This window comes from Sphingomonas sp. P2_B6, assembly GCF_056404755.1.
Window position 1 is genome coordinate 206,896 of record NZ_JBFUDK010000004.1, and the last position, 16,144, is coordinate 223,039.

Sequence of the window (16,144 nt, forward strand, 5' to 3'; positions counted from 1 at the left end):
CAATGCTTTCAGGGGCTATACGGCCTCCGCCTTGGCCCGCGCGCGATAGGCGTGGAGCAGCGGCTCGGTATAGCCGTTGGGCTGAGTCAGCCCTTCGAATACCAGCGCCCGCGCCGCCTGATAGGCTAGGCTCGTGCGCTCATGCCCCGACATCGGCCGGTACAGCGGGTCGCCCGCATTCTGCACGTCGACCTTGGCGGCCATGCGCGCAAAGGCCGCGTCGATATCCGCCTGGGTTGCGACGCCGTGGAGCAGCCAGTTGGCCATGTGCTGGGAAGAGATGCGCAAGGTGGCGCGGTCTTCCATCAGGCCGATATCGTGGATGTCGGGCACCTTCGAGCAGCCCACCCCCTGATCGATCCAGCGCACGACATAGCCGAGGATACCCTGGGCATTATTGTCGAGCTCGGCCCGTACCTCGTCCGGTGTCCAGTTGCGGCCCTTGGCAACCGGCACGGTCAGCAGCGGCGTCAGGCCCGGAATGCCCTCGCGCGCGATCTCCTCGCGCCGCGCGAACACATCGACCTGGTGATAGTGCATCGCGTGCAAGGTCGCCGCGGTCGGGCTCGGCACCCAGGCGGTGTTCGCGCCCGATTTCGGGTGACCGATCTTCTGCTCCATCATGTCGGCCATGCGATCCGGCGCGGCCCACATGCCCTTGCCGATCTGCGCCCTGCCCGAAAAGCCGTGCGCAAGGCCTATGCGGACATTGCGGTCCTCATAGGCCTTGATCCAGTCGCTCGCCTTCATCTCGGCCTTGGGGATCATCGGCCCGGCGCGCATCGCGGTGTGCATCTCGTCGCCGGTGCGGTCGAGGAAGCCGGTATTGATGAAGACGATGCGGTCCTTCACCGCTTCGATACAGGCGGCGAGATTGGCCGAGGTCCGGCGCTCCTCGTCCATCACCCCAACCTTGATGGTGTGGCGCTCCAGGTCGAGCAGGTCCTCGACCGCATCGAACAGGCGGTTGGTGAAGCCGACTTCTACCGGCCCATGCATCTTGGGCTTCACGACATAGAAGGAGCCGGTGCGGCTGTTGCGGTGCTGGCCCAGCCCGCGCAGGTCGTGGAGCGCGATCGTCGCGGTCATGATCGCATCGAGCACACCCTCCGGCGCCTCGTTCCCTTCCGCCAGTCTCACCGCGGGCGTGGTCATTAGATGACCGACATTGCGCACGAACAACAGGCTGCGGCCCGGCAGGGTGAGCGAGCCCTCTTCAATCGAATCATAGCTGCGGTCAGCGTTCAGCTTGCGCGTGATCGTCTTGCCGCCCTTGTCGAAGCTCTCGACCAGGTCGCCGCGCATCAGCCCGAGCCAGTTGGTATAGGCCGCAACCTTGTCCTCGGCATCGACCGCCGCGATCGAATCCTCGAGGTCGACGATCGTCGTGATCGCCGATTCGAGGATGACGTCGGCGATGCCACCGATATCCCCGCCACCGATCACGGAAGCCCGGTCGATCACCACCTCGATATGCAGGCCATTGTGCCTGAGCAGTAGCGAGTCACCCTTGCGACCGACCAGCTGCGCCGGATCGACCAGATCGGGCGTGCCACCGCGATATGCGGTCCAGCTTTCGCCCGCCAGCGGCACGGCCTGGTCAAGGAACGCCTTGGCATAGTCGATCACCTGGGCGCCGCGCACCGGATCATAACCGCCGGGCACTGCCATGCCGGGCAGCGCGTCGGTACCGTAGAGCGCGTCGTACAGGCTGCCCCAGCGCGCATTGGCCGCATTCAGCACGAAGCGCGCGTTGAGTACCGGAACCACCAGCTGAGGCCCGGCCATGGTCGCGATCTCGGGGTCGACATTGGTGGTGCCGATGGTGAAGGGCGCCGGCTCGGGCACGAGATAGCCGATCTGGCGCAGAAAGGCTTCGTCGGCCGTACCACCCGCGGCGTAGCGCGAATCGATTCGTTCCTGCAACTCATCGCGTTTCGCCAGCAGCGCGACATTTTCGGGCGAGAACAGCGCGAATATCTCGGCGACACCCTGCCACCAGATGCCGGGGTCGATGCCGAGCGGCGGGAGCACCTGCTCCTCCACGAAGGACGCAAGCTGCGGAGCAACGGACAAACCGGCACGATCGAGCATTTCGGGCATTGGGCCTCCTGGAAAAGTCGCGACTGCCTGGGGAGAGCTGCCCCGCGCTTAGGACAGGCCGGGGCCAGTCATCAAGCCTGTTCGGGATCGAGCGGTGCGGCCGATGCTTCGATCCGGTCGAGCATCGCCCGGAACGCGGCGATTTCCGCTGTGGAAAAACCCGCAAAGACCCGCGCTTCGAGTTCGAGCGCCTTGGGCGCGACGCTCTCGTACAGCGCCTGCCCGGCCATGGTCAGCGACAACAGGTGCGATCGCTGGTCGTCGGGATTGGGCCGCCGCTGCACCAGCCCGCGGTCGACCAGGGCGATCGCGGCGCGGCTGACGGTTACCTTGTCCATCCGCGTGGCCACACCGAGCGCCTGTTGAGTCAGTCCGTCGCTCTCGGCGATCACCGCGATCAGCCGCCATTCGGGGATGCGCAGGCCGAACAGCGACTGATAGGCCGTCGCGATCGCCGAGGAGACGCGGTTCGACGCGATCGACAGGCGATACGGCAGGAACTGATCGAGCTTCAGGCTTGGCATGCGCCTTCGCTAGCGCGCTCCAGCCGCGCCGTCACCCCGTTGTAACACTTGACACTAAACTATGGGCGTCCATATTATTGGCATGGCAAAGGTCTCGAACCGCGACAAGATTCTCTCCGCTGGTGTCCGGGTCGTGCATGAGCGCGGCTTTGGCGGCGCCAGCGTGCGCGATATCGTCCAGGCGGCGGGCGTGCCGCAGGGCTCCTTCACCAATCATTTCGTCTCGAAGGAGGCGTTCGGGCTCGAAGTGCTGGATATGTATTTCCAGCAAGGGCTCACGCTGATTGCCGAAACGCTGCGCAATGACGCGCTCCCGCCGCTCCAGCGTTTCGAGGCCTTTCTCGATGCCAATATCGCGCGCGCCGCCGGCGAGACCGGGTGCAATGGCTGCATGATGGGCAATTTCGCCATCGAGACCAGCGGCAACGATACCATCCGGCCCCATCTCGTCGAGAATTTCGGCGAAGTGGCAAAGGCGATCTCTTATTGCCTCGCGGCGGCGGTGGCGGCGGGCGAAGTTCGCGCCGATCTCGATTGCGACGACATCGCCGCTTTCCTGGTCTCGGCGCTGCAGGGATCGAACCTGCTCGCCAAGGTCGAGCGCAACGCGGAGCCACTGAAACGGCTCAAGCGGATTACCCTGAACAGCCTGCTGCGCTGATACGCCCTTACCCAGTCGAATTAAAAATCGCTGCTTCTCAGTCTCTTGTGAAATAAATACGTACGGACATAGTCCGCGCCCTTGTAGATAATACGTACGTACATATTTGATGGACCGCAGGGCACTCCGCCCCGCCAGCGTTCATCAGGGATCACTACCATGACAGCACCCGTCGTCCTCGTCACCGGCGCCCTTAGCGGCATCGGCCGCGCCACCGCCGAAGCTTTTGCCCGTGAGGGCGCGAAGGTCGTCATCTCGGGCCGCAATGCCGAAACCGGCGAAGCGGTCGCCGCCGAACTGAGCAATCTCGGTGGCGAGGTTCACTTCATCCGCGCTGACGTTCGCCATGAGGACGATCTGCGCGCGCTGGTCGACGGCACCGTCGCCAAATTCGGCCGCCTCGACGTCGCGGTCAACAATGCCGGCACCGAAGGCCAGTTCGGCCCGATCACTGACCAGACCCCGGAAAGCTATGCCGCGATGTTCGACACCAATGTGCTCGGCGTGCTGCTCAGCATGAAGCACGAACTCCGCGTGCTCCAGGCCCAGGGCTCGGGTTCGATCATCAACATCTCCTCGGTGCTCGGCCAGGCGGCATATGCCAATGCCGCCCTCTACACCGCCAGCAAGCATGCCGTGGAAGGCCTGACCAAAGCCGCGGCGCTCGAGGGCGCGCCGTTCGGGGTGCGCGTCAATGCCGTCGCGCCGGGACCGATCGATACGCCGATGCTCGACCGCTTCACCGGCGGCGAAGAGGGCAAGGCCGGCCTCGCCTCCACCATCCCGCTCGCCCGCACCGGCGCACCGGACGAGATCGCCCAGGCAGTGGTGTTCCTCGCCTCCGACAAGGCCTCGTTCATCACCGGCCATGTCGTCAACGTCGATGGCGGCAAGCGCGCCGCCCTCTGATGACAATCTCGGGCGGTCCTTCGGGGCCGCCCTTTTTCGTGAGGATACCGCCATGACCGACAAGCCGATCCGTATCCCCGGTCCCGATCATCCCATCACCATCGAGCCCGGCGCAGGCCGCGTGAAGGTGACGGCGGGCGGCCAGGTGATCGCCGACACGACCGAGGCGCTCGTCCTGCGCGAGGCCAGTTATCCGGCCGTTTTTTACATTCCGCGCAAGGACGCCAACCTGGCGCTGCTCTCGCGTACCGCTCATTCGACCTACTGCCCGTACAAGGGCGATGCCTCCTATTTCTCGCTCCCCGCCGGCATCGACAAGGCGGAGAACGCGATCTGGACCTATGAATCCCCCTATGACGCAGTGGCCGGGATCAAGGATCACCTCGCTTTCTACACGGACCGCGTCACGATCGAGCATCTGCCCGCGTCCTGATCGCGCATCGCCGCGTTGAGAGGTGGACGAACGGATGAGGCTGCTCTATGTAGTTTCATCTGTTACCACTTTGCTCCTCGGAGATTCGCGATGACCGACCGCCAAGACAATCCCATGGGCCTGGACGGCTTCGAGTTCGTCGAGTTCACCGGGCCCGATCCCGATGCGCTGGCGGACCTGTTCGTGAAGATGGGTTTCACCCATGTCGGCACGCACCGCTCGAAGAATGTCCGCCGCTATGCCCAGGGCGACATCAACTTCCTGCTCAACATGGACGGTAACGGCCAGGTCGCGAATTTCCGCGAGCAGCATGGCCCTTCCGCCAATGCCATGGCCTTCCGCGTCGCCGATGCGGCCAAGGCACTGAAGCTCGCGGTCGAGCGCGGCGCGGTCGCCGTCGAAGGCAAGGTCGGCCCGGCCGAGCTCAACATCCCGGCGATCGAAGGGATTGGCGGTGCCAACCTCTATCTGGTCGACCGCCGCGGCGCGGCGACGATCTACGACATCGATTTCGAGCCCGTCGAAGGTGCTTCGCCCGACCAGCATAGTGTCGGCCTGCACACGCTCGACCATCTCACCCATAATCTCCAGCGCGGACGGATGGATTATTGGGCAAATTATTACGAGAGCATCTTCAACTTCCGCCAGATCCGCTATTTCGACATCGAGGGCCAGGCGACCGGCCTGTTCTCCAAGGCGATGACCGCGCCGGACGACAAGATCCGCATCCCGCTCAACGAAAGCCAGGACGAGCATTCGCAGATCGAGGAGTTCATCAAGGACTATCGTGGCGAAGGCATCCAGCATCTCGCGCTGGCGACCGACGACATCTTCGCCACGGTCGATGCGCTCCGCGCCAACGGCATCCGTTTCCAGACGACGCCGCAGACCTATTTCGACCTGATCGACAAGCGCCTGCCCGGCCACAACCACGACGTCGAGGAAATGCGCAAGCGCGACATCCTGATCGACGGCGCGCCGGAGACCGGCGGCGGCCTGCTGCTGCAGATCTTCACCGAGAACATGGTCGGCCCGATCTTCTTCGAGATCATCCAGCGCAAGGGCAATGACGGCTTCGGCGAGGGCAATTTCAAGGCGCTGTTCGAGAGCATCGAGCTCGACCAGATCAGGCGCGGTGTGGTGCCGGGTAAGGTCGAGGCCTGACTTCCTTCTCCCCTTGTGGGAGAAGGATACGAAGACTTACGAGCGAAGCGAGTTAGTCGAAGTTGGATGAGGGGGCTGAGGCTCGAAACGTCGAGTGTCCCCCTCACCCTCCCACTGCCTTCGGCAGCGGGCCCCTCCCTCTCCCACAGGGGGAGAGGGGTAGAGGAGCAAGGCATTGTCCACCTACCAAACCGGCTTCGGCAACCACTTCGCAACCGAGGCAGTCCCCGGTGCCCTCCCCATCGGCCGCAATTCCCCGCAAAAGCCCCCTTTCGGCCTGTACGCCGAACAGCTCAGCGGCAGCGCCTTCACCGCCCCACGCCACGAGAATCGCCGCTCCTGGCTCTACCGCCTGCGGCCCTCGGCCGCGCACCCCGCCTTCACGCGCTACACCGGGGCGGAGCGCTTCGCCCCGGGCATCAGCAAACAGCCCCTCGCCCCCAACCGCCTGCGCTGGGGGCCGCTCGACCTCGAAGACACCGACTGGCTCGACAGCCTGACGACGATGGTCGTCGCCGGCGACGGCCCCGCCTCCCAGGCCGGCGTCGCCATGCACATCTACCGCTGCGCAAAGGACATGGTCGACCGCGCCTTCGTCTCCGCGGATGGCGAACTGCTGATCCTGCCCGAGATGGGCGCCCTCACCCTCTTCACCGAACTTGGCCGCCTCGACGTGAAGCCCGGCGAGATCGCCCTGATCCCGCGCGGCGTCCGTTTCCGGGTGGTGCTGCCCGAGGGCAAGGCCCGCGGCTATGTCGCCGAGAATCACGGCGTGCCCTTCCGCCTGCCCGATCTCGGCCCGATCGGCGCCAACGGTCTCGCCAACCCACGCGACTTCGAGACACCGGTCGCCTGGTTCGAGGACCGCGAGGGCGATGTCGAACTGGTGCAGAAATTCCTGGGATCGCTGTGGACCACCAATCTCGGCCGCTCGCCGATGGACGTCGTCGCCTGGCACGGCAATTACGCGCCCTGGAAATACGATCTTGCCCGCTTCAACACGATCGGCTCGGTCAGCTTCGACCATCCCGATCCCTCGATCTTCACCGTGCTGACCTCACCCAGCGACGTGCCCGGCACCGCCAATGTCGATTTCGTGATCTTCCCGCCCCGCTGGATGGTCGCCGAAAATACTTTCCGCCCGCCCTGGTTCCACCGCAACACGATGAGCGAGTGTATGGGCCTGATCTCGGGCGCCTATGACGCCAAGGCCGACGGCTTCAACCCCGGCGCGCTCTCGCTGCACAACCAGATGAGCGGCCACGGCCCCGACGTCGCAAGCTGGAAGGGCGCAAGCGAGGCCGAGATGAAGCCGCACAAGATCGACGGCACCATGGCCTTCATGATCGAAAGCCGCTGGGTGTTCCACCCGACCGACCATGCGCTGGAGACAGGGGCGCTGGACGAGGATTATGATCAGGTATGGACGGGGTTTCCGAAGGCGCAGCTGCCGGGATAGGGCGCCTGGGTGAAGATGAGGAGGGATCGTCCCAGAACGAACGACTGTTTTGCGCCCCAGGTCCGGCGTTCAGCTTGGCGATCGGCAATCACAAAAGCCGCCGTTCGTTCAACTGTTCGATGAGCGGGCCTTAACCGACTGACTTTGGGACTTTGCGGTAATGCCACCCGAATCCGGAAACGACAGCTACTGACTGAAGCGGACGCTTCCGGGTTGCGTGAGGCCTACTCCACACAGAGAAATCCAGACCCGGACTTTCAAGCGCCTTTTTATCGCTCCCAGCCTCGACCATCCGTTCGCCTTGCAGGCAATATTGGCGCGAGCAAAGATTGCAGATACCGTGCTACCCTCGCCCCTCCACACAGTCCGAGGGTCATTTGCTGAATCTCAAGCGACTTCCAACCGGTACCGCGTTGGTCAATTGGAACAGCGAGCTGCCGTCCTCGGGCACCGGCGATCCGCTAGGTATGACGCTTCGAGTTGGCGCGCGTTTGGGCGCTGAACTGCTACATTGCATTACCTCGATCACGCCGCGCGCCCGCTATTATTCCTTTTTTCCGTGGGCGTTCCAGCGCGCCCAAGATCAAACGGGGGGCAAAGCCGACTTCGATCGGGCTATGCGGCTCGTCCTAATCGACGAGCGGGCAATGACGCTGGGCGCGGTGCTTCATCACGACGGTAACCCGTGTGAAGGAGGCGCTCTGCAGGGCTCAAACCGAGCGGTCGACCTTGCGACGAATTCAACCAAGCGCTCGATCGACCTCAGCCGCTGGAGCCACCTGCGCGACAGCACCAGCGGGTTCGGCGCGTACAAGGGGTCGCTGATTAATCTCGGCATGTTCGAGGAAAGCGTAACCCCCGGTGCAGTCGGGAACGAGGACGAAGACGACCAATCTACGGAGCTGACCTCCGGAGAATTGTCCGCCAAGGGGCGCCTGTTGGCCAGCGCCTTCGAGCGAGCCGTCGCGGGGACCGCGTTTGTCGACCTGAGGCCGGAGAGCGCTTCGGTCGAACTAGATGTACTCGAGGAATTCGGCGCCGCGGCTGGACTGTGTGAATTGCGGGCTGCGGACGAGTTCGACCTTCTTCCATTGCGCGATCTGTTTTTCTCGACCGACAGCGACGCCCAGCTCAATTCCCATTATCGGCGTCGCATGAGCCTGCTGCTCCTCTTATGGGCGGTTGAGGTCACCGCCGACGCCGAGGTGGAACTAGACGTGCGGTCGTTCGGCGACCTGACGTACTATCGAATGATCTTCGACGATGAAGACGACGCTGTTCCGGTGGAACTGGTGCCTGCGCTGATCGATATATCCGAGCGCTGGCGAATTTTTCAGTTCCACAATTATCTGACCACCGCCCTCGAATCTCTGCTGGCCAGCCTTGTCCGCGCAATCCTGAATCATCCAGCCGGTCGGGCGGTGGCAGAGACGATCGAGGCGTTTGACAGTGTCGAGGCAGGTGAGGCGCTCGGCGAGCTTTTCGACGTGGAGTTGCCCCTCCCGTTCATGGACCTCACCCCGGCCGACTCCCTGGCATTGCTGGCGATCGACGTTCCTGGTGAGACCGGCGACGTTGCCAATTCGGCCGAAGTTTTCGCATCAAATCCGTTCGTCGAACGGTTTCTCCGTGACGCGTTGATCGAGCGGGATTTGGTCTCCGGGCCAGCAGGCCCGGCGGTGGCGGCACTGTTGCTATACTCCTTGATGCTTCGATACGATCTGACCGTCGCCGAAGCCCACAAAGGGTGGAACACCCAGAAGGTCTTCGATCCGCGCGCCGACGTCGCCATGCCGACGGTCGCCCACATGCTCGCCGTTGATTTCGAGGACTGGTGGAACACGCCGAACCGCGAAATCCTGTCCCGGGTGGTAAGCAGGTTCATCGTGCGACAGCACGAAACCATGAGCTACGAAAAGGGCTTTGGCGGAAGCCCGCCGCTATTCCGAGTTGATGGCACGATGGTCGTGGGCACAGGGCTCACCCGTGACGACGTGGACCCCGGCAACCCACGATTCCCCAGCGCCATGCAGGTGTTGAGGGACTTGCGGCTGATCGACGGCGACCCGGAAGAAGGGCAACGCCTGACGTCCGACGGCCGGGAAATGCTCGACTTATTTCTGGAGGACGTCGTTTCGTGACCGTCGATTTCCTCGAGTTCCTTAAGAAGGCCAAGGGCAAGTTCGCGTTCGTCGCTACCTATGAATTCGATCCGCATTTTTTCGAACGGCGCATACTCCCCACACCCGCGTTCGACGGCGCTTCGGTGCTCGTCTTCATCGACAACGACCGCTACCGGGATATCCTGGAGACTGACAGGCAAGGCCAAGGCTTCGATCGGAATTACTTCGTCATCCCGATCAGCAGGGCTAGCGGGGTGTTTCACCCGAAATTGTACCTTTCGATCGGCGACAAAAAGGCGATCGCGTCAGTCGGCAGCAATAATTGCACGTCGGCCGGAACGGGTCATAATTTCGAGCTCATCTCGACGCTGGAATCGTCGAGCGGCGAAGATCGAAACGCCAATGCCTCGCTGATCACCTCGATATTTCGCCAGTTCCAGCGCTACGCCCAAGAAGCAGGACCCGTATCGAAGTGGCTGAAAAAGGATATTTTCGATCCGGCCGAGGATGCTTATCCTTGGCTAACCGATGCCGACGTCAACACACAAGATGTCGAGCTGCTCTCCAGTCACGATGGCCCGCTCTGGCCCCAGATAGCAGCTCGACTGGACGATACGGATGTTCGCAAGGTCGTGATGTTGGCCCCATTTTTCGACAGGAACCTCCGTATGGTCGAGCGAATAAGGGCGCTTTTCCCCAATGCAACCATCCAGATCGTCAGCCAATCCGGCTATAGTAATCTGCCCGTCGAGAGGTTTGTCACGCTGCGCGATACGCTCGGCAATCTGGAACTGATCTCGGCGACGTCACAGAAGGCCGGGCGAAAGATGCACGCAAAAGCGCTCGCCTTCCAGACACCGGAACTTACCTACTGGCTCGCCGGAAGCGCGAACATGTCCAATGCCGCCCTTAATGGCGGTAATAGCGAGGCATGTCTCTGGTTCGCGACCAAGCAGAACGCGGCCGGGGCATTGAAGCAGGACGACCTGAAGTTTGGGCAGATCGCACCCGAGAAATTCATAGCGGCAGCGATCGATGAGCCCGCCCCTCCCGCCCAGGAGACGCACGGACTGAAGCTGCAATCGATTGTCCTGACCGAAGAAGGTCAGCTTCTGGCAACTTCGGCCGTACCGGCAGAGGTGACCGACCTGGCACTAAGAATATTCAAACGCGGCGAAACGCTGCCAACCCTCTCGTGGAACCTCGACGCGGAAAAAGCTGACTTCGCTCTGACACTGAAGGACGACGATCAATCCAAGTTCGACCGGCCGGCGGTGGGCCAATTGCGAGCCCTGATCGACGGCCGCGAAGTGAAAAGTCAACTCTGTTCCGTAAAGCAACTTCCACGATTGCTGCGCGATCGAGGGGGAGGATCCCCCGCGGGTAACAGGCTGCAAAGGGTGATCGAAAGTGGCGACGGCCTGATCGACTACGTGGACGCACTTGGCGGAATCGATGAGGCGATCGATTTCATGAACCGAACGACCATTCGGTTCCACGACGGGACCTTTTCGGGCGGTGGAGGCGGTGGACGTTGGCGTGCGCGCGATCCTTTTTCGGGCGATATTCCCGAACATTGGGCCATTGGTTCAAGCGGCGCGTCGGTCGCCGACCTGCGCAAAACCATCTGGGCGTTCGTCCAGCGCCATATCCGAACGCGCCTGGAACGGCACGCCGACCGAGGAAATCTGGGCGGGCTGGCTAACTTTCTCGATATCTTTCGTTCCGTCAGCCAATTTCTGTTGGCGTGGCATAACCGACGGGTGAACGACGAAGTCGTCATTTCCGCCGCCTTCGTCACGACAGGGCTGCAGGAAATTCTGGGCACGCTGATCGGAGCGCTTGAAGATCAGGCGGAGCAACCGGGATATGGCAGAGCCATCCTCGCCAGTCTGAGCGCCGACGAGGGTCTCGTCAGGACGGAGCTGAACCGTCACCGAGTCCCGGCAATTGTCCGCGCCACCGTCGACGAGATCATCCGAACCCGCGCGATCTATCGGAAGCTACCGATTTACGACGCATGGTCGCAAGCGAGACGGGACTGGGTCTCGAACTGGACCGACGAAATGCAGCTCGAGGTCCCCGGTGACGCCGACGTCCATGAAATTGGAGCCGAATTCAGGCTCGCCGCCTAGCAGAGGGCAAAGCGCGCATGCCACGCGAAATAGCGCTAAGCTGCCTAGCGTATCTCAACATTTCCCAATAGTGACTGCGCCTTCCCACCCAACGCCCCCGTTAACAAATTCTACCTTTTCGGATCGGCATGACTGCTGGATCTTGCCATGGAGCGCTGTGTCCTCAGGCCGCGGCACATGCCGCCGTTGACCGGTTGCACCGAGAGCCGACCTTCAAGCGTCCGCGGCGAATGGCTTAGGTTGGTCGACAGCCGTCATTCGATGGCTGCTGGACCCAATGGTAGCTATTCCCAGTTCTCACCTGACACCTGACGGTAAGCAACCGGCCCATTTCCAGCCATAACTGGAAGCGAACTTAACAGAGTCACTAGCAGCCTGCCGCGACCCAACACACCGCCGCCGATCGTCCCATGACAGACATCACCGCCCTACCAACGCCGATTCAAACTCCCACCCCTTCGTGCTGAAATCTCCCGAACCACCAGGCCAGCCCGATCCGGAGCGACCCGCCAAGTATCCGATTCCAGTACAAAGAAAAGCGTGATGAAAAATCGATACCCCCTGCAAAATTCTGCAAGTAAAATAACAATAGCGTTACAATCCTGCGCGCCCGCCAAGGCCCAGTATCCCCAGTCCCCATGCATCCTGCAACCCACTACGTGCAATAAATCTCGCGCGACCGCCAAGAACCGCTCGATTCTGCCCCGCTCGCAGGTGCCTCGCATAAATCGCCGGTTATTTGGCGGAATCGAACGTCCCCGCGCAATGTCTGACAGCTGTTCTACCGCAATACTGCGCCGTGGCTCCAACAGCCGGCACGATCACTATCGCACTGGCGGCCCCGCGCCCAATCGACTGCATCCGGATCGCCCGATACTTTGCGAAAATCGTGACCCTAACCCGCTTCGGTCACCGATCGATTCAACGGCATCACCAGACATGCGAAGGCGAGGCAGGATGACGCGTCAGCATCATCCCGCCCCGCTCTTTCCCATGACCGATCCATTACCGCATCACCCGCGGCGCGACGACGTGCCGGCGGTGCGACAGGAAAGTGAGGCCCTAGTAGGACCGCCCCACCAAAACCCGTTCCACCGCCGGCTCGCCCGTGAACAGGCACGCGCCATCGATCGCCGCCGCATCCATCGGCGCGTTGCGGATCGTCAGCTTGAGCGCCTTCAGCCGCTCCACCACCTTGTCGAGCGCGGCGCCGGTCGGCTTCGACCATTGCACTTCGACCCAGCCCGGGTTCTTCTCGCTCTCGGCGAACACGCGCTCGAGCCCGGCGAAATCGGCCACATCGCGCGCAATGTTCGCCTCGAGCCGCCCGCGTGCCTCGGCATGCAGACTCGTCTGGATGCCCTCCAGCGTGGCTGCCGCCTCGCTGATGAAATCGGCCTGCGCCACCACGGCGCTGTCGAGCTTGCCGTCCTCACGGTACAGCCGGTCGCGCCGGATCACCGAGACGTTGCCGCCGGCGACATCACGTCCGCCGACTTCGATCACGATAGGCGCGCCCTTCTTGACCCAGCCCCAGCGCTTGGTCGCGGCCTTGGCCGGCTTGAGGTCGAGCAGCGCGCGAACCGGTTCGCCGAACGCCGACAGCTTGGCCAGTTCCGCCTGCAGCGCCTTGCAATAATCGACGATAGCCGCGTCCTCCGGCTGATCGCGCAGCATCGGCACGATCACGATCTGCCACGGCGCGATGCGCGGCGGCACGCGCAGGCCGTCGTCGTCGCCATGCACCATGATCACGCCGCCGATCATGCGCGTGGAGACGCCCCAGCTCGTCGTATTGGCCAGTTCCAGCTCGCCCGCGGCATTCTGGAAACGGATGCCCTGCGCGCTCGCGAAATTGGTGCCGAGGAAGTGGCTGGTGCCCGCCTGGAGCGCCTTGCCGTCCTGCATCATCGCCTCGATCGAATAAGTCGCGACGGCGCCGGGGAAGCGCTCATTCTCCGGCTTTTCGCCCGCGACCACGGGCAGCGCCAGGCAATCCTCGGCGAAGCTGCGATAGACTTCGAGCATCTTCAGCGTCTCTTCGCGCGCTTCCTCGGCTGAGGCATGCGCGGTATGCCCTTCCTGCCAGAGGAACTCGCTGGTGCGCAGGAACATGCGCGTGCGCATCTCCCAGCGCACGACGTTCGCCCATTGGTTGATCAGCACCGGCAGGTCGCGCCACGACTGCACCCAGCGCGCAAAGGCGGTGCCGATCACCGTCTCCGACGTCGGCCGCACGACGAGCGGCTCTTCCAGCCTGGCGGTCGGATCGGGCATCAGCCCGCCCTTGCCGTCGCTCACCAGCCGGTGATGCGTGACGACCGCCATCTCCTTGGCGAAACCTTCGACATGCTCCGCTTCCTTCTCGAAATAGGAAAGCGGGATGAACAACGGGAAATAGCAATTCTCATGGCCGGTCGCCTTGATCCGGTCGTCGAGCAGGCGCTGGATCCGCTCCCAGATGCCATAACCCCATGGCCGGATGACCATGCAGCCGCGCACGCCGGATTCCTCGGCAAGATCGGCTTCCGAAATGACGGACTGGTACCAGGCGGAGAAATCGGCCTCGCGGGTGACGGGGAGAGCATGCTTGATCATGCGAGGCCGGATAGCGGCTCCGGATTAATCCGTCACCCCGGACTTGTTCCGCCGCCCACTCTTCCGCAAGAGCGAGCGACCAGATGACCACTGACCGAATCCTTCCCGCCATCGCGCTCCGGCTCCTGTCAGTGGTGTGCCTCGCGACGATGACGGCGCTGATCAAGCTCGCGGAATATCGCGGCGCCCACCTGTCCGAGATCCTGTTCTTCCGCCAGGCGGTCGGGGTTCCGCTGGTCGCGACGGTGATCGCGCTGGGCCCCGGGCTCGCGACGATCCGCACCGCCCAACTCGGGGCGCATGTCTTTCGTGCCGTGGTCGGCCTGAGCAGCATGAGTTGCCTGTTCATCGCGGTGACGCTGTTGCCGCTCGCCGAATCGACCACCTTGCAGTTCACCGTGCCGATCTTCGCCACGATCCTCGGCGCGCTGGTGCTGGGCGAGCCGACCGGCTGGCATCGCTGGCTCGCGGTCGTCGCCGGATTCGTCGGCGTGCTGATCGTCGCGCGTCCGGGGACGGGCCATTTCGTCCTCTGGGGCACCGTCGCCGGCCTCTCCGCCGGGTTCCTCGCCGCGATCGTCTCGATCCAGTTGCGCCGGATCGGGCGGACGGAAAGTCCCTACACCACGGTCTTCTGGTTCGCGACATTGTCCATGATCCCGCTGAGCATCGTCTATGCGATGGATCACCAGAAGCACGCGATGGAGGTCTGGCTCCTGCTGATCGGCGTGGGCGTGATCGGCAATCTGGGCCAGATCGCGCTGACCACCGCGCTCAAGCTCGGGCCGGTCTCGATCGTGGTGCCGATGGACTATTCGTCGCTGCTCTGGGCGACACTTTACGGCTGGCTCCTGTTCGGGACATTTCCCGGCCTCTCGACCTGGATCGGGGCGCCGATCGTCATCGGCAGCGGGCTCTATATCGTCTGGCGCGAACATGTCCGACGGCAGACCGAGACCGAGCAGGCGATCGTCTAGCGCCGGGGCCTTGCGTTCGCTGCATCCCTCCCCGCATGATGCGCGGCGATCATCGGAGAGAGCCATGCGAATTGATCCGGACAGCGCGAAAGTGGGCTTCCCGCCCCCTCTCATCTATCTCGGCGTGCTTCTCCTGGGGTTCGCCTGGACCGGCCTGACCGGAAGGCTCGGCCCCGCCGGCACGCTGTCGATCATGACCGGCGGCACGCTCCTCCTCCTCGGTGCCGGCGTGATCCTGGCGGGCTCGGAACGATTCCGCAGGCTGGGCACCGCGACGAGGCCCTGGCGATCCTCGACCCGCCTGGTCACCACCGGAATCTACCGCGTCACCCGCAACCCGATGTATCTCGGCATGGCGATCCTCTATGCCGGGCTCGCCATCCTGTTCGACAGTTTCACCGCGCTCCTGCTGTTGCCGGTCGCGATCCTGCTGATCCGCACCCAGGTCATCGCGCGCGAGGAACGCTATCTGCTCGACAAGTTCGGCGCCGATTATGACGCCTACAAGCAGGACGTCCCGCGCTGGTTCTAGACCTTCGCCGCCCGCGCCTCATCGAGCAGCCGCGTCGCGCGCAGATACATCTCGACGCGCTGCACGGCGAACAGGCCCAGCGCGAGCACGACGAGCATATCCGTCAGCATCGCAACATTCAGGTGCAACGCACTGCTCCCCGCCCTCGCAGCGGCACGCAACCCCACGATCCCGAACAGAAAGGCGATGCCGGCCAGCGAGGCCTTCTGGTTGAGCTGGTGAGTCTCGGGATCGACGGTGATCCGCATCGTCTTGCCGCGCTGCCAGCCGAGCGCGGCGCCGACCGCCAGCGCGACCGCGCACAGCCCCCATCCCACCGGCGTCGGCGGAAACTGGACCAGCATGCCGATGCACACCACCAGATAGATGGCCGGGAAGATCCATAGCCGCTCGATCCGGAGCGGCCGAAGCTGGCTGAGCCGCCGGGCGCGAAAGGCGAAGACCAGAACGAAGATCGCGATCGGGATAGCATAGTGCATCCAGCCTTGCGGCTGCCCGGCATGAACCTGCATCCCGTCCCCCGTTC

The 16,144-nt window shown here is 63.3% G+C and carries 13 protein-coding genes; 9 read left to right on the forward strand and 4 right to left on the reverse strand.

Going from position 1 to position 16,144, the window contains the following annotated elements:
* Nucleotides 1–15 precede the first annotated feature (15 nt).
* Together AC1DX5_RS07665 and AC1DX5_RS07670 are read right to left on the reverse strand one after the other, a co-directional pair.
* On the reverse strand, nucleotides 16–2,103 hold the full coding sequence (locus AC1DX5_RS07665) for a malate synthase G (protein WP_478014738.1): 2,088 nt from the start codon (nucleotides 2,101–2,103) through the stop codon (nucleotides 16–18).
* Between the two features lie 71 nt (nucleotides 2,104–2,174).
* Nucleotides 2,175–2,627, reverse strand: coding sequence for a MarR family winged helix-turn-helix transcriptional regulator (locus tag AC1DX5_RS07670; RefSeq protein ID WP_465173685.1), 453 nt, complete (start codon nucleotides 2,625–2,627; stop codon nucleotides 2,175–2,177).
* 82 nt (nucleotides 2,628–2,709) lie between these two features.
* On the opposite strand from AC1DX5_RS07670, the gene AC1DX5_RS07675 reads away from it, so the two are divergent.
* The 7 genes from AC1DX5_RS07675 to AC1DX5_RS07705 all read left to right on the forward strand — a co-directional run bounded on the left by AC1DX5_RS07675 (nucleotide 2,710) and on the right by AC1DX5_RS07705 (nucleotide 11,511).
* Complete coding sequence (locus AC1DX5_RS07675) at nucleotides 2,710–3,288, forward strand: TetR/AcrR family transcriptional regulator (RefSeq protein WP_478014739.1); 579 nt, start codon at nucleotides 2,710–2,712, stop codon at nucleotides 3,286–3,288.
* A 159-nt stretch (nucleotides 3,289–3,447) separates the two neighbouring features.
* Complete coding sequence (locus AC1DX5_RS07680; protein ID WP_465173687.1) at nucleotides 3,448–4,197, forward strand: SDR family NAD(P)-dependent oxidoreductase; 750 nt, start codon at nucleotides 3,448–3,450, stop codon at nucleotides 4,195–4,197.
* Between the two features lie 52 nt (nucleotides 4,198–4,249).
* Nucleotides 4,250–4,630, forward strand: coding sequence for a DUF427 domain-containing protein (locus AC1DX5_RS07685; RefSeq protein ID WP_478014740.1), 381 nt, complete (start codon nucleotides 4,250–4,252; stop codon nucleotides 4,628–4,630).
* 90 nt (nucleotides 4,631–4,720) lie between these two features.
* Entirely contained in the window at nucleotides 4,721–5,794 is a 1,074-nt protein-coding gene (hppD, locus tag AC1DX5_RS07690) for a 4-hydroxyphenylpyruvate dioxygenase (protein ID WP_478014741.1), read from the forward strand.
* A gap of 175 nt (nucleotides 5,795–5,969) precedes the next feature.
* On the forward strand, nucleotides 5,970–7,253 hold the full coding sequence (gene hmgA, locus AC1DX5_RS07695; protein ID WP_478014742.1) for a homogentisate 1,2-dioxygenase: 1,284 nt from the start codon (nucleotides 5,970–5,972) through the stop codon (nucleotides 7,251–7,253).
* A 377-nt stretch (nucleotides 7,254–7,630) separates the two neighbouring features.
* Complete coding sequence (locus AC1DX5_RS07700) at nucleotides 7,631–9,394, forward strand: hypothetical protein (RefSeq protein ID WP_478014743.1); 1,764 nt, start codon at nucleotides 7,631–7,633, stop codon at nucleotides 9,392–9,394.
* Nucleotides 9,391–11,511 (forward strand): hypothetical protein, encoded by a 2,121-nt coding sequence (locus AC1DX5_RS07705; protein ID WP_478014744.1) that lies wholly within the window; start codon nucleotides 9,391–9,393, stop codon nucleotides 11,509–11,511. The genes AC1DX5_RS07700 and AC1DX5_RS07705 overlap by 4 nt, the downstream gene beginning before the upstream one ends.
* Before the next feature lie 1,062 nt (nucleotides 11,512–12,573).
* Here AC1DX5_RS07705 and proS read toward each other — a convergent pair.
* The gene (proS, locus tag AC1DX5_RS07710; protein WP_478014745.1) at nucleotides 12,574–14,109 is read right to left on the reverse strand and encodes a proline--tRNA ligase; all 1,536 of its coding nucleotides are present in this window, start codon (nucleotides 14,107–14,109) and stop codon (nucleotides 12,574–12,576) included.
* 83 nt (nucleotides 14,110–14,192) lie between these two features.
* On the opposite strand from proS, the gene AC1DX5_RS07715 reads away from it, so the two are divergent.
* Together AC1DX5_RS07715 and AC1DX5_RS07720 are read left to right on the forward strand one after the other, a co-directional pair.
* Nucleotides 14,193–15,086, forward strand: coding sequence for a DMT family transporter (locus AC1DX5_RS07715; protein ID WP_478014746.1), 894 nt, complete (start codon nucleotides 14,193–14,195; stop codon nucleotides 15,084–15,086).
* A 64-nt stretch (nucleotides 15,087–15,150) separates the two neighbouring features.
* Nucleotides 15,151–15,618 carry a methyltransferase family protein gene (locus tag AC1DX5_RS07720; protein ID WP_478014747.1) on the forward strand — a complete coding sequence of 156 codons (468 nt, stop codon included), beginning with the start codon at nucleotides 15,151–15,153 and terminating at the stop codon, nucleotides 15,616–15,618.
* Here AC1DX5_RS07720 and AC1DX5_RS07725 read toward each other — a convergent pair.
* A complete protein-coding gene (locus tag AC1DX5_RS07725) occupies nucleotides 15,615–16,130 on the reverse strand; it encodes a CcdC protein domain-containing protein (RefSeq protein ID WP_478014748.1) in 516 nt (171 codons plus the stop codon). The genes AC1DX5_RS07720 and AC1DX5_RS07725 overlap by 4 nt on opposite strands.
* Nucleotides 16,131–16,144 lie beyond the last annotated feature (14 nt).

Bases quoted from the DNA above. Each gene is read 5' to 3' on its own strand.
- hppD (WP_478014741.1), top strand. From the start codon at position 4,721: ATGACCGACCGCCAAGACAATCCCATGGGCCTGGACGGCTTCGAGTTC.
- proS (WP_478014745.1), bottom strand. From the start codon at position 14,109: ATGATCAAGCATGCTCTCCCCGTCACCCGCGAGGCCGATTTCTCCGCC.
- AC1DX5_RS07665 (WP_478014738.1), bottom strand. From the start codon at position 2,103: ATGCCCGAAATGCTCGATCGTGCCGGTTTGTCCGTTGCTCCGCAGCTT.
- AC1DX5_RS07675 (WP_478014739.1), top strand. From the start codon at position 2,710: ATGGCAAAGGTCTCGAACCGCGACAAGATTCTCTCCGCTGGTGTCCGG.
- AC1DX5_RS07685 (WP_478014740.1), top strand. From the start codon at position 4,250: ATGACCGACAAGCCGATCCGTATCCCCGGTCCCGATCATCCCATCACC.
- AC1DX5_RS07725 (WP_478014748.1), bottom strand. From the start codon at position 16,130: ATGCAGGTTCATGCCGGGCAGCCGCAAGGCTGGATGCACTATGCTATC.
- AC1DX5_RS07715 (WP_478014746.1), top strand. From the start codon at position 14,193: ATGACCACTGACCGAATCCTTCCCGCCATCGCGCTCCGGCTCCTGTCA.
- AC1DX5_RS07670 (WP_465173685.1), bottom strand. From the start codon at position 2,627: ATGCCAAGCCTGAAGCTCGATCAGTTCCTGCCGTATCGCCTGTCGATC.
- AC1DX5_RS07680 (WP_465173687.1), top strand. From the start codon at position 3,448: ATGACAGCACCCGTCGTCCTCGTCACCGGCGCCCTTAGCGGCATCGGC.
- AC1DX5_RS07720 (WP_478014747.1), top strand. From the start codon at position 15,151: ATGCGAATTGATCCGGACAGCGCGAAAGTGGGCTTCCCGCCCCCTCTC.